At 60.5% G+C, this 24,028-nt stretch carries 17 protein-coding genes and 1 tRNA gene; 6 read left to right on the forward strand and 12 right to left on the reverse strand.

The window, feature by feature from the left end; all coding sequences use genetic code 11:
- Positions 1 to 17: 17 nt before the first annotated feature.
- The 6 genes from gnd to IH881_12735 form a co-directional block, all read right to left on the reverse strand.
- Complete coding sequence (gene gnd, locus IH881_12710; protein MCH7868548.1) at positions 18 to 992, reverse strand: decarboxylating 6-phosphogluconate dehydrogenase; 975 nt, start codon at positions 990 to 992, stop codon at positions 18 to 20.
- A gap of 80 nt (positions 993 to 1,072) precedes the next feature.
- On the reverse strand, positions 1,073 to 1,777 hold the full coding sequence (rpiA, locus tag IH881_12715) for a ribose-5-phosphate isomerase RpiA (GenBank protein ID MCH7868549.1): 705 nt from the start codon (positions 1,775 to 1,777) through the stop codon (positions 1,073 to 1,075).
- Between the two features lie 107 nt (positions 1,778 to 1,884).
- On the reverse strand, positions 1,885 to 3,957 hold the full coding sequence (tkt, locus tag IH881_12720) for a transketolase (protein MCH7868550.1): 2,073 nt from the start codon (positions 3,955 to 3,957) through the stop codon (positions 1,885 to 1,887).
- 128 nt (positions 3,958 to 4,085) lie between these two features.
- A complete protein-coding gene (locus IH881_12725) occupies positions 4,086 to 6,941 on the reverse strand; it encodes a bifunctional transaldolase/phosoglucose isomerase (GenBank protein ID MCH7868551.1) in 2,856 nt (951 codons plus the stop codon).
- Positions 6,942 to 7,134: 193 nt separating this feature from the next.
- Positions 7,135 to 10,170, reverse strand: a complete 3,036-nt coding sequence (locus IH881_12730; GenBank protein MCH7868552.1) for a hypothetical protein — start codon at positions 10,168 to 10,170, stop codon at positions 7,135 to 7,137.
- A 105-nt stretch (positions 10,171 to 10,275) separates the two neighbouring features.
- On the reverse strand, positions 10,276 to 11,373 hold the full coding sequence (locus IH881_12735) for a TonB C-terminal domain-containing protein (protein MCH7868553.1): 1,098 nt from the start codon (positions 11,371 to 11,373) through the stop codon (positions 10,276 to 10,278).
- Between the two features lie 314 nt (positions 11,374 to 11,687).
- Here IH881_12735 and IH881_12740 point away from each other — a divergent pair, with 314 nt between their 5' ends.
- Positions 11,688 to 12,347 carry a MotA/TolQ/ExbB proton channel family protein gene (locus IH881_12740; protein MCH7868554.1) on the forward strand — a complete coding sequence of 220 codons (660 nt, stop codon included), beginning with the start codon at positions 11,688 to 11,690 and terminating at the stop codon, positions 12,345 to 12,347.
- Position 12,348: 1 nt separating this feature from the next.
- Positions 12,349 to 12,792, forward strand: coding sequence for a biopolymer transporter ExbD (locus IH881_12745; protein ID MCH7868555.1), 444 nt, complete (start codon positions 12,349 to 12,351; stop codon positions 12,790 to 12,792).
- Positions 12,793 to 12,870: 78 nt separating this feature from the next.
- Here IH881_12745 and IH881_12750 read toward each other — a convergent pair whose 3' ends face one another.
- The 4 genes from IH881_12750 to aroA are packed head-to-tail and all read right to left on the reverse strand — an operon-like array spanning position 12,871 to position 17,239.
- Positions 12,871 to 14,388: a Gldg family protein gene (locus IH881_12750; protein MCH7868556.1), complete on the reverse strand. Its 1,518-nt coding sequence runs from the start codon at positions 14,386 to 14,388 to the stop codon at positions 12,871 to 12,873.
- Positions 14,385 to 15,176 carry an ABC transporter permease gene (locus tag IH881_12755; GenBank protein MCH7868557.1) on the reverse strand — a complete coding sequence of 264 codons (792 nt, stop codon included), beginning with the start codon at positions 15,174 to 15,176 and terminating at the stop codon, positions 14,385 to 14,387. Before IH881_12755 ends, IH881_12750 begins: the two co-directional genes overlap by 4 nt.
- Positions 15,173 to 15,940, reverse strand: coding sequence for an ABC transporter ATP-binding protein (locus tag IH881_12760; GenBank protein ID MCH7868558.1), 768 nt, complete (start codon positions 15,938 to 15,940; stop codon positions 15,173 to 15,175). Before IH881_12760 ends, IH881_12755 begins: the two co-directional genes overlap by 4 nt.
- Positions 15,941 to 17,239: a 3-phosphoshikimate 1-carboxyvinyltransferase gene (aroA, locus tag IH881_12765; protein ID MCH7868559.1), complete on the reverse strand. Its 1,299-nt coding sequence runs from the start codon at positions 17,237 to 17,239 to the stop codon at positions 15,941 to 15,943.
- A gap of 475 nt (positions 17,240 to 17,714) precedes the next feature.
- Here aroA and IH881_12770 point away from each other — a divergent pair, with 475 nt between their 5' ends.
- The 4 genes from IH881_12770 to IH881_12785 all read left to right on the forward strand — a co-directional run bounded on the left by IH881_12770 (position 17,715) and on the right by IH881_12785 (position 22,416).
- Complete coding sequence (locus IH881_12770; protein ID MCH7868560.1) at positions 17,715 to 19,298, forward strand: phosphoglycerate dehydrogenase; 1,584 nt, start codon at positions 17,715 to 17,717, stop codon at positions 19,296 to 19,298.
- A 65-nt stretch (positions 19,299 to 19,363) separates the two neighbouring features.
- Positions 19,364 to 20,662, forward strand: a complete 1,299-nt coding sequence (locus tag IH881_12775) for an adenylosuccinate synthase (protein ID MCH7868561.1) — start codon at positions 19,364 to 19,366, stop codon at positions 20,660 to 20,662.
- Positions 20,663 to 20,798: 136 nt separating this feature from the next.
- Positions 20,799 to 21,506, forward strand: a complete 708-nt coding sequence (locus IH881_12780) for an endonuclease/exonuclease/phosphatase family protein (protein MCH7868562.1) — start codon at positions 20,799 to 20,801, stop codon at positions 21,504 to 21,506.
- A gap of 834 nt (positions 21,507 to 22,340) precedes the next feature.
- Positions 22,341 to 22,416, forward strand: a tRNA-Lys gene (locus IH881_12785).
- 13 nt (positions 22,417 to 22,429) lie between these two features.
- On the opposite strand, the gene IH881_12790 is transcribed toward IH881_12785, so the two are convergent.
- Both IH881_12790 and IH881_12795 read right to left on the reverse strand, forming a co-directional pair.
- Positions 22,430 to 23,686, reverse strand: a complete 1,257-nt coding sequence (locus IH881_12790) for a tyrosine-type recombinase/integrase (protein ID MCH7868563.1) — start codon at positions 23,684 to 23,686, stop codon at positions 22,430 to 22,432.
- Between the two features lie 10 nt (positions 23,687 to 23,696).
- Positions 23,697 to 23,936: a hypothetical protein gene (locus IH881_12795; GenBank protein MCH7868564.1), complete on the reverse strand. Its 240-nt coding sequence runs from the start codon at positions 23,934 to 23,936 to the stop codon at positions 23,697 to 23,699.
- Positions 23,937 to 24,028: the final 92 nt, after the last annotated feature.

Consider the following 24,028-nt stretch of genomic DNA (forward strand, 5'->3'; position numbering starts at 1 on the left):
GACCAGCACGGGGTGAACTAATTGGTTTCGACGTGACCGCCGAACTTGTGTCGCATCGCGGAGAGGATCTTCTCCGCGAAGGTGTGGGACTGGCGCGAGCGGAAGCGGGTGTAGAGGGCGGCCGTCAAAACGTCGGCGGGTACTGCCTGTTCGACCGCGGCATTGATGGTCCAGCGTCCCTCGCCGGAGTCCGTCACGTAGCCCGAGTAGTCTTCGAGATCGGGTTGCTCGACCAGGGCCTGGGCCGTGAGATCCAAAAGCCACGAACCCACCACGCTACCGCGGCGCCATACCTCGGAGATGTCGCCCAGGTCGAGGTCGTAGCGGTAGAGCTCGGGCACCGTGTCGGCGCCGGCGGAGCGCATGATGTCGAAACCCTCTGCGTAGGCCTGCATCAGTCCGTACTCGATACCGTTGTGAATCATCTTGACGTAGTGACCGGCTCCGGCGGGGCCGCAGTGCAGATAACCTTCTTCCGCCGTTCCCTTGCCTTCTTCGCGTCCCGGTGTTCGGCCGACATCGCCGCGTCCCGGTGCCAGGCACTTGAAGATCGGGTCGAGGTGTGAGACCGCATCGGTGTCGCCGCCGATCATCAGGCAGTAACCGCGGTCAAGTCCCCAGACACCACCGCTGGTACCACAGTCGAGATAGCGGATGCCCTTCGGTGCCAGTTCCGCGGCTCGGCGGGCGTCGTCTTTGAACATCGAGTTGCCGCCGTCGATCATGATGTCGCCCTTGGCGAGCAAACCCGAGAGTTTCTGAACCACAGATTCCGTGATCTCGCCCGCAGGCACCATGATCCAGACTGCGCGGGGTGCGTCGAGCTTCGAGACGAGTTCTTCGAGGGACGACGCTCCGGTGGCACCTTCGTTCTCCAGTTCTTCGACGTTCGCCGGCGTCTGGTCGAACACCACGCATTGGTTTCCCGCACGCATGATGCGGCGAACCATGTTGGCACCCATCTTCCCCAGGCCGATCATTCCGAGTTGCATTGTTTCTCTCCTGTCTCTCGTCTCGCTCATGTTGTCGTGTTAAAGCCACGGGATGCATTTTGCTGCTCACGGGCTCGGGTTCATCGTTCTCGTACCTCGACCGCGTCGCCGTCCTGAATGATCACGACGTCGGCCATTTGAATGAAGAGTCCAGTTCCGAGGACTCCCGGGATGTCGAGGATGGCGTGTTCGAGCTCGGCTGCGTTCTGGATTGGAGCAATTTTGCAGTCGAGGATGTAGCCGCCGTTGTCGCTGATGAATGGAGCGCCCTCGTCGGTGCTGCGCCGGGCGGGCTCACATCCCAGGCTGCGCAGCGCTTCGCGACAGTGGGCTTCGCCAAACGGGAGGACTTCGACCGGAAGTTTGCCGCGGCTGCCCAGGACTTCGACGAGTTTTTCGGCACCCACCAGGATGATCAACTTCGAAGAACTCGCAGCGACGATCTTCTCGCGCACATGCGCTCCGCCGTAGCCTTTGATCACGTCGAGATTGGGCGCCACCTCATCGGCGCCGTCAAAGCACACGTCGATCGACCCGGCTTCTTCGAGGGTCATGAGCGGGATGTCGAGTTCCTGGGCGAGTTTCGCCGTCGTTTCCGAAGTGGGCACCCCCGAAACGTTCAAGCCGCTCTGCACGCGAGCGCCCAATGCGCGAACAAAAGCGGTCGCCGCCCGGCCGGTTCCGAGTCCGAGGATTTGTCCGTCACGGACCCATTCGAGGGCCTTTTCCGCTGTCGCGAGCAGGCCGTCTGCATTCCCAGTGTCCGATGATTGATTGCCGCTCATGATTCCCCCAGCGCAAACTCCGCGTTAGTCCCAGTCCTGGTTCGATGGTTCAAATACTCGTGCAGTCTGATTTGGGGCGAAGTCTGCGCCGTAGCGTGTGCGTCCCGCTAAGCGCCACCCCCATGTTTTTCGATCTGCTCCTTTGCCGATGCCGCGATGCGATCCACGGTAAAGCCAAACTTGTGCTGGAGCTCGGCGAGTGGTGCCGAAGCTCCAAAGGAATTCATTCCAATACAGCAACCTTCATTGCCGACATAGCGCTCCCAGCCAAAGGTCGAAGCCAGCTCGACCGAGACGCGCGCCCTGATGTGCGGGGGCAAAACTTCCGCTCGGTACTCTGGACTCTGCTGCTCGAAGAGTTCCCAGGAAGGCATGCTGACCACGCGAACCTTCACGCCCTCGCCACTGAGTTGTTCACTCGCCTCGAGGCAGAGCGAAACTTCAGTGCCGCTCGCAATCAGGATGACTTCGGGTTCTCCTTCGCTGGGGTCGGATAGAACATAGGCCCCTTTGGCAACTCCCGAAGCGGGGGCCAGATTGGCTCGATCCAGGGTCGGCATGGCTTGGCGACTGAGAATCATGGCGACGGTCTCGTGGCGCAGCGCCATGGTGACCCGCCAGGCTTCGGCGACCTCGTTGGCGTCCCCCGGCCGGAACACAATCAGGCCCGGAATCGCTCGCATCGACGGCAGCTGTTCGATGGGTTGGTGGGTGGGCCCGTCTTCGCCCACGCCGATCGAGTCGTGGGTGAAGATGTAGATCACCGGGAGCTCCATCAGTGCGCTCAGCCGCATGGCGCCTCGGGCGTAGTCGCTGAAGATCATGAAGGTCGAACCGTAGGGGCGCAGTTTTGCGGCCGACATGCCGTTCAGAATCGAAGCCATGGCGTGTTCGCGGACGCCGAAGTGAAAGTTTCGTCCCCCGTATTCATCGGCGCGGAAGTCGCCGGCGCCTTCCGCCTTGATCCGGGTGAGGGTCGAGGGGGCGAGATCCGCCGAGCCTCCCACCAGCCACGGCACCCGGCCGGCCAATTCATTCAGCACGATTTCGGACGCCTGGCGCCCGGCCATGCCCTTGGCGTCGGGCTCGAACTTCGGGATCGCCTTTTCCCAGTCGGCCGGGAGCTGGCGGTGTTGCATGCGATACAACTCGTCCGCCAGTTCTGGATACTGTTCCTTGTATCGCTCGAACTGAGCCATCCAGGCGCCTCGTAGGGCAGAACCCCGATCGCCGATGCCGTCGGCAAAATTTTCGCGCACCGCTTCGGGGACCAGGAACTTTTCGTCTTCTGGCCAGCCGTAGGCTTGCTTGGTCAGGCGTATTTCTTCGTCGCCCAGCGGGCTGCCGTGGGCCGCGCTGGTGTCTTGCTTGTTGGGTGAGCCGTAGGCGATATGACTGTCGACAATGATGAGGGTAGGGCGGGAACTCTCGGTCAGAAACGCATTGAACGCGCGATCGAGACGGTCGACATCGTTGGCATCTCCGATTCGCAGTACGTTCCAGCCATAGGCCATGAAGCGCGTGGCCACGTCTTCCGAGAATGCCAGATCGGTGTGGCCTTCGATCGTGATGTGATTGCTGTCGTAGATCCAACACAGATTCGACAACTGCAGATGGCCCGCGAGGGAAGCCGCTTCCGATGAGACATCTTCCATCATGCAGCCATCGCCGCAGAGCGAGTAGGTGTTGTAGTCGAACATGTCGAAACCCGGTCGGTTGAAGCGGGCCGCCATGTGTCGCGAGGCGATGGCCATGCCGACACTGGTCGCTAGCCCCTGGCCCAGGGGACCGGTGGTGGTTTCGACGCCCGAGGTCCAACGATATTCGGGGTGACCGGCGCACTTGCTTCCCAGTTGGCGGAAGTTTCGGATGTCGTCGAGGGTGACGGCCTCGGTCCCCAGTTTTTCGTACTTTCCGTTGACCGCTTTGACGCCGGTGAGGTGCAGCATCGAGTAGAGCAGCATCGATGCGTGTCCGGCGGAAAGGATGAAACGGTCCCGGTTTGGCCAGATTGGATCTTCGGGGTCAAAGGCCAGAAAGTGTTGCCACAGGGTGTAGATTACGGGTGCCAGGGACATCGCCGTACCCGGGTGCCCCGAGTTCGCGGCCTGTACTGCGTCCATGGACAGCGTTCGAATGGTGTTGATGGAGGTGAGTTCGATCCCAGTAGCTTCGCTCATGCGTGCATCCCCTATGACCCGCGTCGAGGCGGGTCATTCCCAATGTTGCAAATTGATGGATCAAAGTCGCGCGGGCGAGCGCGGGTCTTCGACCCAACGATGTCGGCTAGATTTCGGCTATGGGAGCGTCAGCTTTGGAGAGCGCGATGTACTGCTGCGGCGAGATGTTCCAGTCCGGCGCGGACGTCCGCGCCGAGATGAATGCGTAGGGCGCGACGTTCGCGCCCCGCCAGGACTTCCAGATCCCCTTGCGCCTGTGCGCTCTTGAGGACCCCAAATGTGTACTTCTGACCGGGGATCGCGAGATCGTTTGCATCGTCCGCGGTCACCTGGAGAAAGACTCCGCGATTCGGGCCGCCCTTGTGCAGCTGTCCGGTCGAATGCAGAAAACGCGGGCCGTAGCCGAGGGTCGTGGCCACCTTGTAGTGATCCCGCACTTCGTGTCGCAAGCGCTGGAGCGGCTCGTCGTGGCTGTTGTTCATCTCCACGTAGGCGTTGATGGCGAAGTAGTCTCCGCGTCCAATGCGGGCCAGATGAGACTTCACGATCGCATCGAGGTCGTCTCCGCTGATTGCCTGGGCGTTTCGTTCGTCGGCATACACCGAGATGCCGTCCGCCTCGAAGATCGCCGTCTCTGCCGGCAATGAGCCGTCTTTCTCGTAGGCGTCCATGAGCGCTTTGGCTGCAATCTTGGCGGCCTCGACGTCGGGCTGATTGAAGGCGTTGATTTTGAGAATCGATCCCGCCACCGCGGTGGCGACCTGCCAGCGGAAGAATTCCTGGCCCAGATCGCGTTTGTCTGCGAGTTCGAGACGAACCACCGGATGCCCTGCTGCTTCGAGCGCGCTGACGGCGGCGTCCTGGTCGGCGCACGCATCGCTTGCGAGGCGAATGTAAACGAACAAACGGTCGTCCCCGTATTGATCGGGAGGCGCCAGCTGTTCGCCGTCCACGGGAACAATGCCGCGGTCCTGCTTGCCGGTGGACTCGGCGATCAGCTGTTCAATCCACGCGCCCAGGGTTCCAATTGCGGGGGATGCCACCAGGGTGAGTTTGTCCCGGCCCTGTCGCGCCAGGATGCCGAGGATCACACCGAGACGGATGCCCGGGTTGTGGGCTGGGGGGACCGAGCGCGAACAGGAGTCGACCATCAGCTGGGTGCGCGCGAGGAAGTCTTCGACGTCAATGCCGAGACACGCGGCCGGCAACATGCCGAACGCCGAAAGTGCCGAAAAGCGTCCGCCGATCGACGGGATGCCGTACACGATCGATGAGAATTTTTCGCTCTTCGCCTGTTCGTCCAGCTTCGTGCCGGGGTCGGTGATGGCGACGAAGCGAGTTTCTGCGCCTGAGCCGCCCAGCGCTGCCGAGACTTTGTCCCAGAAGTAGGCTTTGAAGGTGTTGGGTTCGATGGTGCCACCGCTCTTGGAGGGCACGACGAACAAAGTCTTGGTGAGATCGATTTGCGATTCGACTGCGGCGATCTGGGATGGGACCGTCGAGTCGAGGACAAGCACTTCGGGATAACCGCTGGCAGGACCAAAGGTTCGGCTCAAGACGTCCGGGCAGAGACTCGATCCGCCCATTCCCATCACCACGACGTGGGCAATGCTCTCGTCTTTTACACGAGCAGCAATCGTTTGCAGGCTGGTGAGGTTGTCCCGCCAGCTGTCGAGCACAGGCAGCCAACCCAGCCACTCTGCCTCGTCGTCACCGCTCCACAGCGAGGCGTCGCCGTCCCAGAGCCGGCGAACGTTGCCGTCGGCGCGCCAGTGATCCATTTCGATCGCCACTGCGTCGGCGCTCTCACCGAGCTTGGCGTCAAACTTGGCCAGACGGTTCCCTAGCGCGGATTCGCGCTTGGATGCCACCGCTGCGAGCAAAGTGTCAAACGCGTCACTGAAGAGTTGGCAGCCCTTGGGAAGCAGTTCGTCGGTGATCTCCTTGAGGCTGATCCCCACTTCCTCGAGATCGCTCAGAATCTTTCGCGCGTCGGCAATCGACGCCTGCTTGTCGGCTCCGAGGGCATCGCTCGCGGTACCTTCGGCGCGAAATGCGTCGAGGGTTGCGGTGGGAACGGTATTGACGGTGAATTTTCCGATCAGGGCATCGACGTAGAGAGTCTTGGGTAGATCGGGGCTCTTGGTCCCGGTGCTGGCCCATAGAACCCGTTGGGGCATGGCGTTCTTGGCTGCGAGCGCCTTCCAGCGATCTCCCGCGATGACCTCGTCGAAGTGGGCGTACGCCATCACTGCGTTGGCGATTGCGACCTTGGAGCGAAGACCTTCGAGGGTTGCGCGTTTGCTTGCGTCTTTTTCGTTCTCGAGCAACTGGCTCAACTGCGCATCCGCCATGGCGTCGATGCGACTTACGAAAAAACTCGCGACACTGGCCACCCGGCTCACATCGCCGCCATTGGCCGCGAGGGTTTCGAGGCCCTCGATGTAGGCGTCAGCCACCGCTTTATAGGCATCGACTGCGAAGAGCAGCGTGACGTTGATGTTGATTCCTTCGCCGATCAGCTGGGCGATCGCGGGAACGCCCGCGCTCGTGGCCGGAACCTTGATCAAGAGATTTTCGCGATCGACCGCTTTCCACAGACGGCGCGCCTCAGCGAGAGTGCCCTGGGTGTCATCGGCCAGGTATGGAGAAACTTCCAGGCTCACGTAGCCATCGACTCGGTTCGTCGAGTCGTACACTCCGCGAAGCGCATCGGTTCCCATTTGAATGTCGGCGATGGCGAGGTGTTCGAAGAGCGTGACCGCCTCTCCGATCCCTTGTCCGACCAGTTCTTTGATCGACGGGTCGTAGTCCGATGAACCGCCGATCGCCTTCTCGAAGATCGCTGGATTCGAAGTGACGCCGAGAATTCCGTCGTCGCTGATCAGGCGCGCCAATTCGCCGGAAGAGACGAGTTCGCGACTGATGTTGTCGTACCAGATGCTCTGACCAAAATCTTGGACCTTTCGAATCGGATTACTCATTTCGCGTACGTCCTCGTTCCCAGCTCGCAGGGGGTCGGTGTCACATTGATGTTTGTCGCTTCGTTGTCGCGCAATGCTACGGAGTAGGTCAGCTAGGTCGCGCAGGCAATACTCGGTGAATTTATCGGTCTGCGTAGTTGAAACCTCACAGAAAAGTGATGGGTTGGACGGAATCTGGCGTCGATGTCGAACTTCATTCCCAGAAACTGCTGAAACTTCCGCAGTCGATCTCAGGGATTTCCCCGGGTGCCTCTACCGGGTTTTCAAGAACCACGGGTTCGCCGTTTCGGAACCGCAGGTCGATCCGCCCATCGAAGTCGGTGTCTTCGTCTTGCTGGACGACCGTTTGTCCCCGATATATCTGCACGACGTCGGGCCGCCCGTCACCGTTGGTGTCGGCTTCGACCCCGACCAACTCACCGTTGCGATAGAGCTCGCGCCGGTCCGTCACGCCCCGGTTTTCGCTGTCGATCAACGCGTGGGAAGCCACCCCGTTTGCGAATGAGAGTTGCACCTCGAAATCGCCGTCGCCGTCCTTGTCTGTGCATTGACGGGTCACCTGGCCGGAACTGGCATAAAAAACCTTCTGGTCCGGCCTGGCCGTCTTGCCCCTTGCCATCTCCTGAATGACGAGCTTCCCCCGCTCATCGAATTCGTAGAGGAGATGCGCACGACCGCGTCCCTCGGTGTCTCGCGCGCGGCGAAACAGTCGCCCGTTCTTGTAGTAGTTCCACTCGTCGTATTTACAGTCGCCATCGGAGTCTTTCTCTTCGGCCGTGACGTCGCCATCTTTGTTCAGCCAGCGCCGGATGTCGACGCAGTTTCGGCCGGCACTGCGCATCTCGAGCAGGTTCGCGCTGCCATTCTTGTAAAACACGGTCAATTCGATCTCGCCGTCTCCGTCCGCGTCCGTCTCGCTGCGAACGACCTGACCGGCTTTGAAGTGACGCGTGGTTTCGAAGCGTCCGTCGAAGTCCGCGTCGTCCTGGCTGCGGGTGATCGTGGTGCCGTCGCTTGCGAAGTGGGTGCGGAGATCCGCCTTGCCATCGCGGTTGCGGTCCTCGAGTTGCTCGACCTTGCGGCCCTTCTCATAGACGAGCTTTGCGATCCAGGCGCCGGCGAGATCGCCGTCGTGAATTGTGGTCTCGACGAGTGTGCCGGCTATGTATCGGCTCACCTCTTCGAAGCGTCCGTCGAAATCTCGATCACGCTCCTCGCGTTGAATCAGACCTGCTCGGTGAATTCGTACCGCGTCGATTTTGTTGTCAAAGTTAGTGTCGAATTTTTCGCGCAGGGGTTTTCCGGCGGCATCGAGTTCCACCCATAGGTCGATCGCGCCGTCCCCGTTGCGGTCGCGCTCCTGGCGAACCTGCTGGTCTGCGGAAAAGTAGAGCGTCGAATCGATCTGACCGTCGCCGGTCGTGTCGATTTCTTGTCGCACCCGAATTCCCGCTTCGAAATAGGTCACGATGTCGAAGCGACTGTCTGCCCGGGTGTCTCGCTCTTCCAGGATCTTGCTGTCGGCTTCGAAGTGTTGGCGCAAATCGAACAGGCGATCGCCCGTGGTGTCCCGTTCAAATACGCTGACGCGGCCTTCCGGATCGAGTTGGCCTCGGGTTTCAAACCGCCCATCGTAGTCGTCGTCGCGTTCGTAGCGGATCGCGACTTCGTCCACATGGAAGAAGCGCTCGTCGGTCTTGCCGTCGGCATTTCGATCTCGATCGACCCGCTGGAGTTTTCCCAGTTCGTCGTTGTAGCGAAACGTGTCGGCGTCACCGTCGCCGTTGCTGTCGCTAAAGACCGTGAGCGGTTGTTTGCTGTCGGGGTCGAAAACGATCCACAGGTCTACCCATTGGTCGTGATTCTGGTCTTGTTCGCGACGAATGAGGGCGCCCACAAAATCGCCTTCGGATGCATAGAAACTCCAGCTGTCGATTTCGCCGTCGAAATTTTCGTCGAGTTCGACGCGAATCAGCACCCCGTTCTCGTAGTACTCGGTGCGGTCGGGCTTGCCGCGCCGGCGAGAATCGATGCTGCGCTCGACGATCAAACCCTCGTCGAATAGGCTGGTGGTTTCGAAAAATCCGTCGGGCTCGCTGTCGAGTTCTTCCCGGCTGATCCTCTCTTCGAGGTCGAACTGGTAGCGGACGTCGACGTCGCCATCGCCGTTGCGATCCTCTCCCTGATGCGTTTTGCGGCCTTCGGTAAAGAAAATTGCGGTGTCGAGTTGGCCGTCGCCGTTCGAATCCACGTGCTGTTCGCTGATGAGTTCATCTCGGAACAAGGTGACGAGGTTGGGGACTCCATCGCCGTCCGGGTCTTCGACTTCCTTGGTTTTCACACCCCCTTGATAGAATCGGGTGATGTCTGGGTAGCCCGCGTTCTTGGTGTCGATCTCCTCGCGCTCGAGATTGCCAGCCGGGTCGAGGAACGCGTGGACTTCTGGCCGGCCGTCGAGTTTGGAGTCGAAGATTCGTTCTCGCTGGATTCCCAGCCGGTACTCGATCCGGGTGTCGAAACGGCCGTCTCCAGTGGTGTCGGCTCGGCGCAGTGTGATCGACGAATCCGCATAGGTTGTGACGACATCTTTGTTGCCGTCTCCGGTCGTATCTTCTTCGGCGCGAATGGTTTGGCCGTCGCGGAAGTAGAGCGAGAGGTTGAATTTGCCGTCCCCGTTGTTGTCCTGGTGCTCCAGCAGTTTGCTGCCGTCGAGATCGAATTCGGCGTGGAGATCGACTCGCCCGTCGCGATCCCGGTCTTCTTCCACAACGCTCGGCTTCCCGCCCAGGTAAAAGGTCCAACGATCAAAGCGCCCGTCGAAATCGCGATCCTCTTCCCGCCGGCTTGCCTCGCCGTCAATGAATTCGCTGCGGATGTCTACCTGGCTGTCTGCGTTGGTGTCGTCTCGCTGGCGCACTGGGAGATCGTCGGCGTAGTCGATCCAGCGATCGACGGCGGCGTCGCCAGTGGTGTCGAGTTCGCGCAGACGAATGTGGCCGTCTGCGTACTGGCTCCACGAGTCGAGCCGGCCATCGTGATCGCGGTCGCGCTCGGAGCGCACGGGCTTGCCTTGCTCGTAGAAGACGAACTCATCGTGGCTGCAATCGCGGTTGGTGTCGCTGCGTCGTTCGCTCAATTCTTCGTTTTCGTCGTAGAGCAAGACGATGGGGATGCACTCAGTCTCGGTCGCTCGGGCGGGTGTGGTGAAACCGAGTCCCAATCCAATCATAACTCCAATTACAGCTTCAATTACAACTCTAATAGCAACAGCGGCGATCAAGAGAAAATTGCAGGGCGTTCTGCGCGTCATAGGGCGAGGAGAGTAAGCAATCTCTCAGGGCACTTCAGGATTGCTGAAGGTAAGCCTGAAGATTTTTTCGGTAAGACAGCGATTTTTGTCGTTGAGGGGTGGGAACGGCGCAGCGTTCCGGTAGGCGATCATGGCACTTTCGGCAAAGGGTCGGCTTGTCGATTCGATCATCTCGAGCTTCGCGATAGATCCCGATTGATCGATCGCGATACGAAACTGGACCACGTCGTCGGGGCTGGCGTCCAGCGGGGGCTCCCATCGAGCGTAGGTGCGGCGCGTGATTTCATCCAAATAGCGCTGAACAAAAGCACTCTGCAGGCAAGAGATCGTGGCGACGGCGTTGGGATCACCGCCCGCAAATCCCGCGGCAAGGTATTCGGCGGAAATCCCTGTCGCGATCGTGGTCCCGCCAGTTTCGCTGCCTGCGATGGCCGTCGGCACCGCAGTCGCAGCTCCCTTGTAATGGGTCGCGTTCAGCTCCGACAAAGTATCGAAGGCATGTGGGGCGACGAGGTCCGTGGCCGTCCGGATTGCAACCGCGCTGGGACCGCTGATCTCGACCTCGGGTGCGACGAGATCGGCGGCGGCGATTTCCAACGGTTGAATTGCGCTGATGTCTGCTGCGCTCGGGGTAGCGTGGATTTCGGCCTGGGGCGCCAGCGGAGCGTTCATGACCTCGGTCAGATCCAGTGACTTGGGCGCGACGAGATCGAGGCTCGTTGCTTCGATCCTCGGTGCGGGAACCGCCGCGAGGTTGACCGGCTCCATCGCTGGAGGGACGACGCTGGCCATCGGCGCCGAGAGCAGCTTGGGAATCGGCAGGGGAGAGGGATCATTCGAGCCCGGCAGTTCGATCGGCTCGTTCAAGATAACGACCGGAATCAATTTTTCGGCCGCCTGTTTCGCGATGGTTCCCAGCAAGGCGATGCTTGTGATGATCAAGATGTGAAGCAGTGCCGACGCCGCGCTGGAAATCAAAATCCGCCTGCGGTCTTCGGGTTCGGGCATGCTGAGCCCCGGCAGCGCAGCCGCGCTCGCGGCAACGACCAGGGGGTCGAGCGGTTGACCGGTCTTGAAAATGCTCCCGGGCGCGCCCATGCGAAGTCGGGGTGCTGTGTGCACTCTCGATCGTTTGCGATTCGATTTCAGGCTGCGACTCATCGCTCGCTTGGGTCCCTCACCGGTAGGCTCAGTACGCTGCGGGTCATCGGGGAAGCAGGGCAGTGCTGCGATCCATTCCCCTGGATCACGAGATAGCGCACTCGAGGCGGCTCCGGGTAGGACGCTGCTCCGCGCCGCTCGGTTCCCGTCCACACAGACTCGAAACTGGTACCTCGGGTTACCGAGCCCGAGCCTGTGCAGGTCACTTGGGCCTCCGTTAATCTCGGGTGCCGACGACCGCCCTGATCCCGCGCAGATTCTCGAGAGGGAAGTCCATGTTTACAAGCGAGCACTTCATCGATCTCATCATCATGGGATGGCTATCCAACATTCCGCTGGCGATCGGTTCCATCATCAGCATCTCCGTGTTTTGCGAGCGGCTCGTGAGCTTCAAAGGTCTCGAAGCGTCGTCTCGCCGGATGGCAGCGTCGACGATCGATGCCATCGTGCGTCGGGACCTCGAAGCTGCAAAGCGCATCTGCGCCGATTCGAAACTTCCGGTGGCAGCGGCGTTTCACGAAGCCCTGGGTTGGAACAACGTCGCGGCCGAAGATTTGGATCGCGTCCTGGCGACCCGGCGCGCTGAACTCGCCAGTGGACTCAAACGCGGCGTCTGGATGATTGGTACCGTCGGATCACTCGCGCCCTTCGTCGGATTGTTTGGCACGGTGGTGGGCATCATTCGCGCATTCGGGGTGATGTCGAGAAGCGGCGATACCGGCTTTCAGGTGGTGTCGGCGAACTTGTCTGAGGCGTTGATCGCAACGGCCGCCGGGCTCGGGGTAGCGATCGTCGCCCTGATCTTCTTCAATTATCTGCAGATCCGGATCGGATCCCTGAACGCGGTCTACGCCCGGGCGAGCGAACGGCTCGTGCAGGCGCTCATCTATGTAGAAACCAACGCAGAAACCAGCGCCGGCGAAAGCGAGTCCTGAGATGGGCGCCAAACCGATTGGCGGAGGAATCGAAGATGTTGGCGACGAGATCGTCGCCGAGATCAACGTGACTCCACTCACCGATATTTTTCTGGTTTTGTTGATCATCTTCATGGTCACGAGCAGCGTGATCGTGGAAGAGGGCAAGAACATCGATCTTCCGGACGCCTCGGTGGCGGAGGACACTACACCAAACGGTGTTATTGTTTCGATGAGCGCCGAAGGGGAAATTCTGATCAACGATCAGCTGGCGGAACCCGGATCGGTGTTGCGGTTGCTCGAAGTTGCGCTCGAACAGGCGGACGACAAGATCGTGATTCTGCGGGGCGATGCGAGTGTTGCGTTGGGGCGAGCGGTCAATATTTTGGATCTTGCACAGCAGGCTGGGGCCAAAGGGATTGCGATTTCGACGGAGCAGCCTACGGGAGCTTTGGAGATTCAATAGAGGGATTTGGTTTTGACTTTGGTCGGGGGACGCCAGAATCGGCGGAGCGAAGGGGGGCTGCGGTCTAAATTTTGTGGGTTAGGACTGGCGGTGGTGGAGCCAGGTCAGGCCTCCGGCGATGAGCAGGATTTCTGGGATCAGGAGGCCGACTCCGTAGAAGGCCTTCAATGAGTTGGCGATGGGGACGGGGAACTGGATCAGCCCTGCACTTTTGGGGCGCAGGGTGATGCGATCTTGGCGGGCTACGGCCCAGTGCGCTGCGTTCATGACCAGGTCGAGGTTGTAGAGGGCGCGCAGGTAGCGGTTTGACGCGAAGTCGCGGTCGCCGAAGGCAACGATTCGGGCCTCGCCACCCGAACGCGGGTAGCGGCCGGCGACGCCGAGATACTGGTAACCCACGCTGATGCCCGGCGGCATGGTTGGCGGTTCGCGTGAACCGAGTTCGAGTGGACCTTCGTGCAGCCAGGCGTGAGCGCTGGTGTAGACCACGGCCTGGAGATCATCGCGCGGTTGCGGTTTGTGCAGTGCGAAACTTCGAGCGCGACGAAAGACCGTATTGCGGTTGCGCTCGAGGCCTTCGGTGACGGGGTGTGTCGCGTAGTTGAACACGATGGGACTCAACCCGCGGATATCGCCATCGACCGGGTCTGAGATTGGATCCACCACCAGGGCGTCCGGAGATTGCAGACCGAATTCGGCCAACAGTCCCTCGAGCCCGCTCTGGACCCCGGGTTCGATGAAGGCGAGCAGACTGCCGCCGGAGTCGAGGTAGCCACGCAGCGCCGCGAGCGCATCGCTGCGCATGTTGCGCTGTGGACCGATCGCGACCACCAGATCCGCGTCTTCGGGGATCTCGCTCATGACCGCGCTGGGCAGGGTGCGGACATCGAAACCCTCGGTCTGAAAGCCCACCGCCAGGCCTGAAAATCCCGACGCAGATCCATCGTCGATGTTGCCTTCTCCGCTACCCGTGGTGATGTAGAGAACGATGTCCCCGCGCCGAGCGAGGCTGGCGAAGGCTTCGAACAGCGCACCTTCGGTGGGACGTGACACTCGAATCCAGTCGTCGCCATGTTCTACGATGACGGTATTCGAGGAACCGATCCCGAAGCGATCCTCCGCTCCGGGTGACTCTTCGATCAAGAGCGTGTGGATCTGGACAGGGCGGTCCCGGGCAATTTCTCCGAGCAAAAGCCGGGTGCGGCGGATGCGGGGATCGCCCGGGTCGTGAAACAAGGTCAAGGAAACCGGACCCTCGAGCCGCGCAAGGGCGTCGCGGGTAGCCGGGGCAATCTGGAATTCCCCCTCGAAGGTCAAGTCGAAGCGCAGCTCGGATTGCGCGGCCAGCCGTTCCAGCAAGACGACACTGCCCGAAAGCACCACGGTATAGAGCAGCACCCGGTAAACGGATTCGAGCCGCACCCCGCGCCTCGTCCGGCGAATCTTGTGAAGTGTTGCGACCGCTGCGAAGAGCAGTGCAGCCAGGCCGATGACGAGATGCGCCGTCGCAAAGACGCTGAACTCTCCCTGTAGGCGATGACTTGCGAGTCCAAAAGCCGCGGCGATGCTGCCGAGAAGAAGGGCTTTGCGATTCATATGCCCACTCGTCGCAGCTCAATGGATAGCCGGGTCAACGCCGCCGAGATCATCACGAGCGCGAAGAAGTAGACGAGATCTGAGAGCAGGATCAAGCCCTCGGACATGTGCGCGAAGCGCTCGTGAAGCGCGATGGCGTCGAGCGAGATCGCCACCGATTCACTGACAAAGGCGTGGGTCCAGCCGAAATCGTAGAGAATGAAGGTGAAGGCCACGGTCGTTGCCGCCGCCACGATCTGGCTCGAGGTGATTGCTGAGCACACGAGCCCAATTGCGGCGATCCCAGTGGCGAGGAGCGAGAGTCCGAGAAAAACGCTTGCGAGGTGCTTCCATCCGAGGCCACCCTGCTCGATCGCCGTCGCGGGGTAGACGAAACTTACGGCCATCATCAAGACCACGAACCCGAGGGTCACGCTGTACTTCGAGAAGATGATCTGGGCGGGGGTCAAGCCGCTCGTCAACAGAAGTTCGTCGGTGCCGCGTTGTCGCTCTTCGGCAAAGACCCGCATGGTGACCAGCGGGATGGGGATGATGAGCAGTACACCGAGTTGTTCCATTACGGGGTTGAAGACCGTATCGATCAAGTTTACGTGGGTTGGAATCGTGTCGGATTCGAAGCCGCCCATGGTATTGCTCGCAAACAGAAAGAGAATCTGGTTGTAGAGGCGCAAGTGTTCGAAGAAGGTGATCGCCGTGACCAGAGTCACCATGAAGAGCACGCCGTACGCGATCGGCGATCCAAAGAGCACGCTGCATTCTTTGCGCATCAAGGCCCAGGTTCGAATCATGGTGCTGCCGCCTCGGGTGCTTTGGATGCAAAGACGCCGCGAAACAAGTCGAGACTCTGGCCATCGCCCAGGATCTCCTCGGTTGGCCCGAGCGCGACGAGCCTTCCCTCGAACAGGATGGCCACGCGTTGGGTCAGCGCCCGGGCTTCCGCCAGGTCATGGGTACACAGAAGTAACGTCTGATGGCCGCGAAGATCCGCGAGGCTTTTGTGTACGTACGCGCGCTGTAGTGGGTCGAGGCCGCCGGTCGGTTCGTCGGCGATCACCAGAGTCGGTTGGTGGATGAAGGCCTGGGCGAGAGAGACGCGCTGCTGAAAACCCTTTGAGAGGTTGCCGATGCGCCGATCGCGCACGGAAGTGAGGTCGAAGCGTTCGAGCACATGGGACATCGCGCTCGCCAACGCGTCGCCTGCGAGTCCGCGAATTCCCCCGGCAAAGCGAAGGAAGCGAGTAACCGAGAGTTCGGGGTAGAGCAGCGAGGATTCGGAAACAAAGCCCAAACGCTCCTGGACAGCGCGAGGTTCGAGTACCGGTGAGTGACCATCGACGGTGATTTCGCCGGCGCTCGGCACCAGAAAACCCGTGACCATGCGGATGAAAGTCGTCTTGCCGGCACCGTTTGCCCCGAGCAGGCCAAAGCTTTCACCGGGTTCGATCTCTAGTTGGATGTCTGCGAGAGCGACGTGGTCGCCGAAGCGTCGTTCCAGCCCGCGCGCCACCACTCGTGCGCCTGTTCGGGTACCTGCCGGGGCACCCACCTCCACCTATAGATCCTCCAGCACGTCGAAGAAATTGCCCCACGTCTTCGAGACACAGCTCGGGTCTTTGATGCTGATCCCGGGAACTCGCAGCCCCGCCAGGGCAAAGGACATGGCCATGCGATGGTCGTCATAGGTTTCGATGGTCGCGTTGTGGAGCGGCCCGGGTTGAATGCGCAGCCAATCTTCTCCCGCTTCGGCGCGTGCGCCCATGCGACACAATTCGGTTTCGAGTGCCGCCAGCCGGTCGGTCTCCTTGATCTTCAGGTTCCAGATGTCTTTGATCAGCGTGGGCCCGTCGGCAAACAGGCACACCACCGCGTAGGCGAGGGCAGCATCCGGCGAATTGTTCATGTTGACTTCGCCGAGACTCGTTAGTCCATTCTTGGGTCCGATGAGTTCGATTGCGTTTGCTTCGCGGCGCACCTGACAGCCCATCCCTTCGAGGAGATTCAGAATGGCGAGATCCGCCTGGATCGAATCTGCCGGAATGCCTTCGATCAGGACGCGCCCCCCGGTGATCGCGGCGGCGCAAAGGGGATAGACCGCGGACGAGGCGTCTGGTTCGACGTGATACACCCTGGGCTGATAGCGCTGACCCGACTTCACCAGCAGGGTGTTCTCTCCGAGTTCGCCTTTTGTGGCGCCCCACTTTGCCTCTACCCCAAACGCACCCATCACTTCGAGGGTGAGATCAATATAAGGACGCGAGACGATGGCCCCGAGAAAGTGAATCTGCACGTCCTGTCGGGCGTAGGGGGCGACCATGAGTACGGCCGAGACGTATTGGCTCGAGGCAGAAGCGTCCATATACACGCTGCCCCCCGGGAGGCCGCCGCCCAGCACCTTGATTGGCGGGCATTCGTTTTTGCCGAGGATCTCGACCCGGGCGCCGAGGCCTTCGAGCGCGTCGCGCAGATGCGAAATAGGCCGCTCGCGCATGCGTTCGTTTCCGTCGATCACGACCGGGCCCGCCCCCAGCGTCATGACCGCCGTGAGAAATCGCGCGGAGGTCCCGGAGTTCATGACGTAAAGAGGGTCGCTCGGCGGGGCGAATTCCGGACCGTGGCCAGTGACGAGAAAAGTGCTGCCATCGACATCCACTTGTCCCCCCAAGGCCCGCAGTGAGTCGCACATGACCTGGGTGTCATCGCTCGAGAGGCAGCCGCCGAGTTCGCTCTGCCCGTCGGCGAGAAAAGCAATCGGGAGCGCCCGGTTGGTGATGCTCTTGGATCCGGGAACCCGCACCCTCGCGTCGATGGGGCCGCGGGGTCGAATCGCGAGAGGTTCGAGAACGGATCTCATCGCTGCAGCCAAACGCCGGACCCGAGTGGGCGAATTTGTTGGGCGCAGCGGGGTGAATGGGCTTCGGAATTCATCATTGACTCGATTGGGCTGGTTTGGGCGCGGTTCTTGGGTGGTTTAGCAACTCCCCCGCCTCTTGGCGTCGGCGCGGGCAAGAGGGCAAGCCGGTTGCGAACTGGGGAGAATCGGGACCGGGACTGAAGCCCGCCTGTGCCGCAACTGGGATTGGCAATTGACACCCTCCACGGGCTCAGGCAAACTTTGCCACCGCACCAAAAGCATTGCGACGACGAGGGTTTAGCTTAACTCGGCTGGCTAACTCCGGCACGCGCACGCGCGCCGCTGAAATTGGATCCAACTTGCACGATTGCGCGGACTCGCGTCGAGGGAAAGATAGATAGGGTTAAGAAGTGTCGGCCACGCGCCCCGATCGAAGGCCTTTTGCGCGGGCAGTGGACGACTGAGGAGAAACCAGTTGGTCAAGGTACTGGTATCGGACGATCTCGCTGCGGAGGGCCTCGAAGTTTTTCGACAGGCTCACGGGATTGAAGTCATCGAAAAAACGGGGATGTCGCCGGGCGAACTGCTCGAAGTCATCGGCGATATCGAAGGTCTGGCAATTCGCAGTGCGACCAAGGTCACCGCGGATGTGATCGCCGCCGCCGACAAGCTTCGGGTCATCGGACGTGCGGGCATCGGGGTAGACAACGTAGATGTCACCGCCGCGACGAATCGCGGAATTGCCGTGTTGAACACGCCCGAGGGCAACAATATTACGACGGCTGAACACGCAATTGCGTTGCTCGTCGCACTGGCACGTCACATTCCTCAGGCCACGGCATCGATGAAGTCCGGCAAGTGGGAAAAGAAGAAGTTTCAGGGCATGGAACTCTTCAATCGAACGCTCGCGGTCGTGGGTCTCGGTAATATTGGAAGGATCGTCGCGTTGCGCGGCAAGGCGCTCGGGATGAAGGTCATTGCCTACGATCCCTTCACGACCCTCGAGCGGGCGCGGCAACTCGATATCGAGTTGGTCTCAGACTTTGACGAGATTCTGGCGCGTGCGGACATCATTACCGTGCATGTTCCGAAAACCAAGGACACTACCGGGCTCTTGAACCGCGAGACATTTGCCAAGGCGCGCAAAGGGCTGCTGGTGATCAACGCGGCCCGAGGTGGGATCGTCGACGAAGAAGCTCTGCTAGAGGCCCTCGAATCCGGCCAGGTCGGAGGTGCTGGGCTCGACGTGTTCGTCGAAGAGCCCCCCCCCGCGGACCATCCATTGCTCAACCACGAGCGCGTAATTTGCACGCCGCATCTCGGCGCGTCAACCGAACAGGCGCAGATCAATGTGTCGGTCGCGGTGGCGGAACAGATTTGTGACTACCTGCTCAACGACGTGGTGCGCAATGCGATCAACATGCCCTCGATCTCGCCCGAGTTGCTGAGCGAAGTTGGCCCCTTCCTGCGCCTGGCCGAAAAGCTCGGTCGTTTTCAGGGTCAGTTGTGCGTGGGGGCGATCGAACAGGTTGAAGTCGAGTACGCGGGTGAGGTGGCGGAATTGAACGTTGCGCCCATTACCATCGCGGTTCTCAAGGGCATCCTCGAGTCGGTTCGAGAGGGCGTCAACATGGTCAATGCCCGAAATGTGGCCCAGGAGATCGGGCTCAAGGTGATTGAGTCCAAGGTCACGGTGCCCCAGGACTTTGCGAGCCTGGTGAGCGTGCGGGTTCGCGGTTCCGAAGACCGGCTGATCGCCGGCACGATCTTTCACGGCGGGCAGCCACGCATTGTTCGCATCGACGACTTCATGCTCGAGGCGATCCCCGAAGGCCCGACGATCTTCATTCAAAACCACGATGAAGCGGGCGTGGTGGGCAACATCGGTACAATTCTGGGCGATGGTGGACTCAATATTTCCCGTATGCAGCTGGCACTCTTGCCGGACCGCAACCTGGCGGCGATGTTGGTGAACGTGGACGAACTACCGAGCGACGAGATCATGGAGCGGCTGCGCCAAAGTCCACACATGATCGCGGCACACCTGGTGGAGCTTTAGTATCTGGACGACGACTGGGATTTGGTAGTCATGGGAGTCACGAGAACAATGGGAGCAGCAGGCCAATGGCGACCGTAGTCGCGGTAGGCGCCCAGTGGGGCGACGAGGGTAAAGGGAAAATTGTAGATTGGCTGGCGCCAAGAGCAGACCTGGTCGCACGCTTTCAAGGCGGTAACAACGCCGGGCATACGCTCGTGGTGGACGGGGAAAAGACCGTCCTGCACATCGTGCCGTCAGGTATTTTGCACCCGGGCAAGATCAATTTGATCGGTCCGGGGGTTGTGGTCGATCCCGGCGCGCTGTTGATCGAAATTGCGGCCTTGACCGAGCGCAAGATTCTCAAGGATCCTTCGCGGCTCCGGGTTTCCGGGCGTGCGCACGTCATCTTGCCGTGGCACCTCGTGCTGGATCAGGCCCGCGAAGGTGCCGCGAGCGAGGACAAGAAGATCGGCACCACCGGCCGAGGCATTGGTCCGGCCTACGAAGACAAGGCGGCTCGCCGAGGGATCCGCATGGCCGATCTCCTGCACCCCGAAGAACTCGCGGCCAAATTGCGCGGGTTCGCCGAGTGGAAGAACTTCGAGTTGGTGAACTTCTACAAGGCCGACCCGATCGACGTAGAGGTGTTGATCGAAACGGCAGTCGGGTGGGGGCGCGAACTCGAGCCCTACATCGATCACACCGGAAGGATCCTCGATCGCACCCTGCGCGAAGGCAAGAGCGTGCTCTTCGAGGGCGCCCAGGGCACCTTCCTCGACATCGATCACGGGACGTATCCCTTTGTCACGTCTTCCAATTGCGTGGCCGGCGCCGTGTGCACCGGTTCCGGGATCGGGCCCACAAAGATTGATCGGGTACTCGGTATCACCAAGGCCTACACCACCCGGGTGGGTGCGGGACCCTTTCCCTCGGAACTCGACAACGCTCTCGGCGAACGCCTGCGGAAAGCGGGCTCGGAGTTCGGTGCAACGACCGGACGCCCAAGACGCTGTGGCTGGCTCGACGTCGTGATGTTGCGCGAGGCGGTTTGTGTGAACGGCATCACGGATCTGGCGATCAACAAGCTCGATATTCTGAGTGGCTTCAAAGAAATCCAGATCGCCACCGCGTACCGGATCGACGGCAAGCTCACCCATGATTTCCCCATGACCATGGCCGAGGTATCGCGGGCTGAGCCGGTGTACGAGAGCATGCCGGGTTGGGACGAGGACCTGAGGGAGGCCAGGCAGATCGAAGATCTGCCCGATCGTGCGCGTCGCTACATCGAGCGCATCGAGGCCCTGGTGGAAGTCCAGGCGGCGTTCATATCGGTCGGCCCAGGACGCGACGAGACTATCATGTGTACGGATCTCTTCAGGAGTTGAGCCCAGGAGCACTGAGATGAACCTGCGGCACTAAACTAGAGGTTCTATCTGACCGATGGATCAGGGGTCGTTGGCGCGTTGCGGGCATGTGCACAAAGCGGGCATTGACGGCGAGAATCATGAGGAATGACCGCCGTTGGGCAAAGCTTTTCGCATCCTGTCCGCCAATCTCAAGAACGGCGGTGCCGACCCCGAGGCCTTTGCCAACCTGGTCGCGTCACTTTCAGTGGACGTGCTGGCCCTGCAGGAGGTCTCCTTTGGACAGGCCGAACCCCTGACAGAACTATTTGACCACGGTGAGATCTACCCCGACGACAATTATGTTGGGCGAGGGCTGCTGAGCCGTTTTCCAGTCTGCGTTGAACGCATTCCAATGAGCTGGGGTTTCGTGCTGACGGCCCGCCTCGAGTCCCGCGATTGGAACCACCTGAGTGGCCCCGTCGAGATCACGAATCTCCACGTGGCCGCGCCCCACATCCTGGCTCCGCGCCCCGGCCTCGCTTTGCGCTGGCATCAGGCGCGCGAACTGGACGCCTACCTGGAACGGGCCGATCAAGAGACGCAACCCGGTCCCGCGAGACTCATGGTCGGCGACTTCAACGCGACGCCCGGCTGGCCCTGGTACCGGCGCATGGCTTCGCGTTTTACCGATGCCGCCGCCGAACTTGCGGCCAAGGCCGGAACCTCGACCGTGCCGACCTGGGGTCCGTGGCTCGGTGGACCCAAGCTACTGCGCATTGACCACGGGTTCATACGCGGACTGGAAGTCGAGGCATTCGAGGTTCTGGAGATCGCGGGTTCCGACCACAGTGCGCTCGTGATCGATCTCACCTACCCGGATTGAGCGCGAGAGCGTCTTTCTACCTACTATCTGCCCATCTGCCCATCTGCCGCTCGCGACGAATACCGCGGATTTCGGCATCAGAATCGTGCGCAGAGTACCAGTAGTAGAAGCGCGACAAACGTGAGGGCGGGGCAGGGTGCGCCCGCGCTCCCCGGCCCCGCTTTATGGTTGTTGGTGGGTGACATCAACTCAACGACCTCTTTGCTGCGTGCTTGTTTTCTTGTTCGCGTTCGTAACGTCAACCTGCGCGCTCGACTAGCGACGCCGGTGCTGGCGGATTGATTCCCAATTCACCGGTGCGGTGGTTACGACTGCCGCGCAGGCGCGGAAATTGCCCGGGGTGTGGACCTGCGAGGCATTGGCTGCAGAGTTGGCAGCTGATTTGGCAGTTTTCATAGACGCTCGATTCAATCCAGACCGTTGTGCATTTCGCATGGTTCTTGCTCTCCCTCTCCTTGACGTTTCCTTGTCGTTGCTCAGGAATAAAATTGGTGCGGGCGGGAAGTGATCTGAGGGGGTCATCTTCCCACCCGACTTTTTCTTTTCTTTTATTTTCTTTCTTCCTTCTCTACTTCTCTCTTCACGTCGCTCTTTTACTCGCTGCTGTTCCCCCGAGCTCTCGGAGTTAGGTGGCGTTCGAGGAGCCGCCGGCAGTTGGTTCCTCGAATGAACCCGTGCAGACTCGATTCACAGTACGCGAAAATAAAGCGAAAACAACCGTGAGGCGAAAATAAAGCGAAAAACTTTCGAAGTCGCAGGCGACCCTCCTTTAACCCGCGAAATCACTCACCATTCTGGCTCGACACGCCCACAGGGCAGTGGTACCCACTGCCCGGGCCCATAGCTCAGTTGGCAGAGCAGTGGACTTTTAATCCATCGGTCGGGGGTTCGAGTCCCCCTGGGCCCACCATAAAATCAAGTAGTTACAGTGTTTTCGGCTCTGATTTGGGGTCCGTTTGGGGTCGCTTTGGGGTCCATACACGCGGATGCGTCAGGAGGTCAGTAGGGACCTGCCAGTTGAGAAGTTCAGTCGGCGACCGCCAAGCCTGCTCTTCACGGCGCGAAATCCACTTTGCGTACCGCTTTCGGAACATCGCCCAGGATCCTGGCGCATGCCCCATCCACCGCATGATCTGAGTCGTATCCCAACCGGCGGTCAGCAGGTGAGACGCGAACGTGTCCCGCAGATCCTTTGGGAGACGGCGGCCCAACCCGGCTGCTTTTGAGAGATCCGCGAAGACCTTCCGCTGGAAGTAGTCCTCGTGATGTGGCCATGCGGCAATCAATGGCTCAGTGTTGGATCCCAGCGCGAAGAACTCCCGAACGTGGCAACGGATCCGCCAGCTCATCGGCACCCATCTCGTCTGACCACTCTTGGGCAACTCGGCAGCGAACCCCATCGGCCGATTTTCCGCAACTGCCAGGACCCGCGAGCGGTCTCGCATGTTCTCCCCGAGCTGGCAGTCAATTCGGCGAGTCGCGAAAGCTTCACCACGCCGTAGACCAGCGTCCAGCATGAGCAAAATCAACAAGTGCACATACTCGCAGCCCCGCTTCCGGCTCTCGTCCAATAGGGCTTCGACTTCGTCAAGCGATTCAATCGGGTTCCGTGTGTCTTCCTGGCGGTCGGCTTTGGTACGTGCGGTCCCTCGCATCGTTCGCCGCACCGCAGCCGCGGGGTTGTCGATCTTGAAGCCCGACTGCGCCGCATACTGATATACACAACTAATTGCACTGAGGTATCGCTGTCCAGTTGCAGTTGAACGATTTCCGCCGACGATGAATCTTTCCCACCAACCCATGATTAGTTCAGGGGTGATTGTGTCGATTGGTATGTCGGCGAACTCTTCGTTCAGCACGGTCAGGCGCGTGCGCTGAGTCTTTACGGTTGTAGGGGCAAGCTTGTGGAGTTTTACCCCGCCCTTCAGGTATCGGTCCGACATCAACCTGAATGATGGGATGCCGAGCGCGGCCTTTCCGAGCGTACCCGTGGCCTGGACTTTGTCGAGCTTCTCCTTGATTAGCTTTGCGCGACGGTGATTCTCGGGTGTTGGCGGCCCGATCAGCGTGGTCGCCTTCTTGCCCTGGTATTGCGAGACGACGACAAGCCAATCGGCTTTCGGGCTGTGCGCCCGATCCTTCCCCTTGACTTCGACGTATGTGCGAATGCGTGTGCTCATGGACCGCATACTAGCCGCCGATCCGCTCGAGAATGTCAACAACCTCGGCATCAACGTTGATTTCCTTTTCCGCGCGGGGATTTCCGAAGGTTTTCTCTACATCGTCGTAGTCTAGAAGCACAATCTGGCCGACTTTCCACCAACGCACAGACCCCTTGGGTTCCATCCGGTCAGAGATGAAGCGGCGGCTCACACCGAGCAGCGAGAGCAACTCTTCGATGCGATATGGTGGCTTGTCGCGCAGACTCACGCTGCCCCTTTGTAACCGAGCAAGAGCAGATTGTTCTCCGGGCAAGGCACCCCAGTACCTTCTACAGACCTTGAGGAGCGGGGGTTGGGGAT

It is taken from the genome of Myxococcales bacterium (assembly GCA_022563535.1).
Taxonomy (GTDB): domain Bacteria; phylum Myxococcota_A; class UBA9160; order UBA9160; family UBA4427; genus DUBZ01.

What these genes read in the sequence shown, in the direction of transcription:
- IH881_12790 (MCH7868563.1), bottom strand. Translation starts at nt 23,686, where the DNA reads ATGAGCACACGCATTCGCACATACGTCGAAGTCAAGGGGAAGGATCGG.
- IH881_12745 (MCH7868555.1), top strand. Translation starts at nt 12,349, where the DNA reads ATGGGCGCCAAACCGATTGGCGGAGGAATCGAAGATGTTGGCGACGAG.
- rpiA (MCH7868549.1), bottom strand. Translation starts at nt 1,777, where the DNA reads ATGAGCGGCAATCAATCATCGGACACTGGGAATGCAGACGGCCTGCTC.
- IH881_12730 (MCH7868552.1), bottom strand. Translation starts at nt 10,170, where the DNA reads ATGATTGGATTGGGACTCGGTTTCACCACACCCGCCCGAGCGACCGAG.
- gnd (MCH7868548.1), bottom strand. Translation starts at nt 992, where the DNA reads ATGCAACTCGGAATGATCGGCCTGGGGAAGATGGGTGCCAACATGGTT.
- IH881_12775 (MCH7868561.1), top strand. Translation starts at nt 19,364, where the DNA reads ATGGCGACCGTAGTCGCGGTAGGCGCCCAGTGGGGCGACGAGGGTAAA.
- tkt (MCH7868550.1), bottom strand. Translation starts at nt 3,957, where the DNA reads ATGAGCGAAGCTACTGGGATCGAACTCACCTCCATCAACACCATTCGA.
- IH881_12740 (MCH7868554.1), top strand. Translation starts at nt 11,688, where the DNA reads ATGTTTACAAGCGAGCACTTCATCGATCTCATCATCATGGGATGGCTA.
- IH881_12750 (MCH7868556.1), bottom strand. Translation starts at nt 14,388, where the DNA reads ATGAATCGCAAAGCCCTTCTTCTCGGCAGCATCGCCGCGGCTTTTGGA.
- aroA (MCH7868559.1), bottom strand. Translation starts at nt 17,239, where the DNA reads ATGAGATCCGTTCTCGAACCTCTCGCGATTCGACCCCGCGGCCCCATC.
- IH881_12755 (MCH7868557.1), bottom strand. Translation starts at nt 15,176, where the DNA reads ATGATTCGAACCTGGGCCTTGATGCGCAAAGAATGCAGCGTGCTCTTT.
- IH881_12725 (MCH7868551.1), bottom strand. Translation starts at nt 6,941, where the DNA reads ATGAGTAATCCGATTCGAAAGGTCCAAGATTTTGGTCAGAGCATCTGG.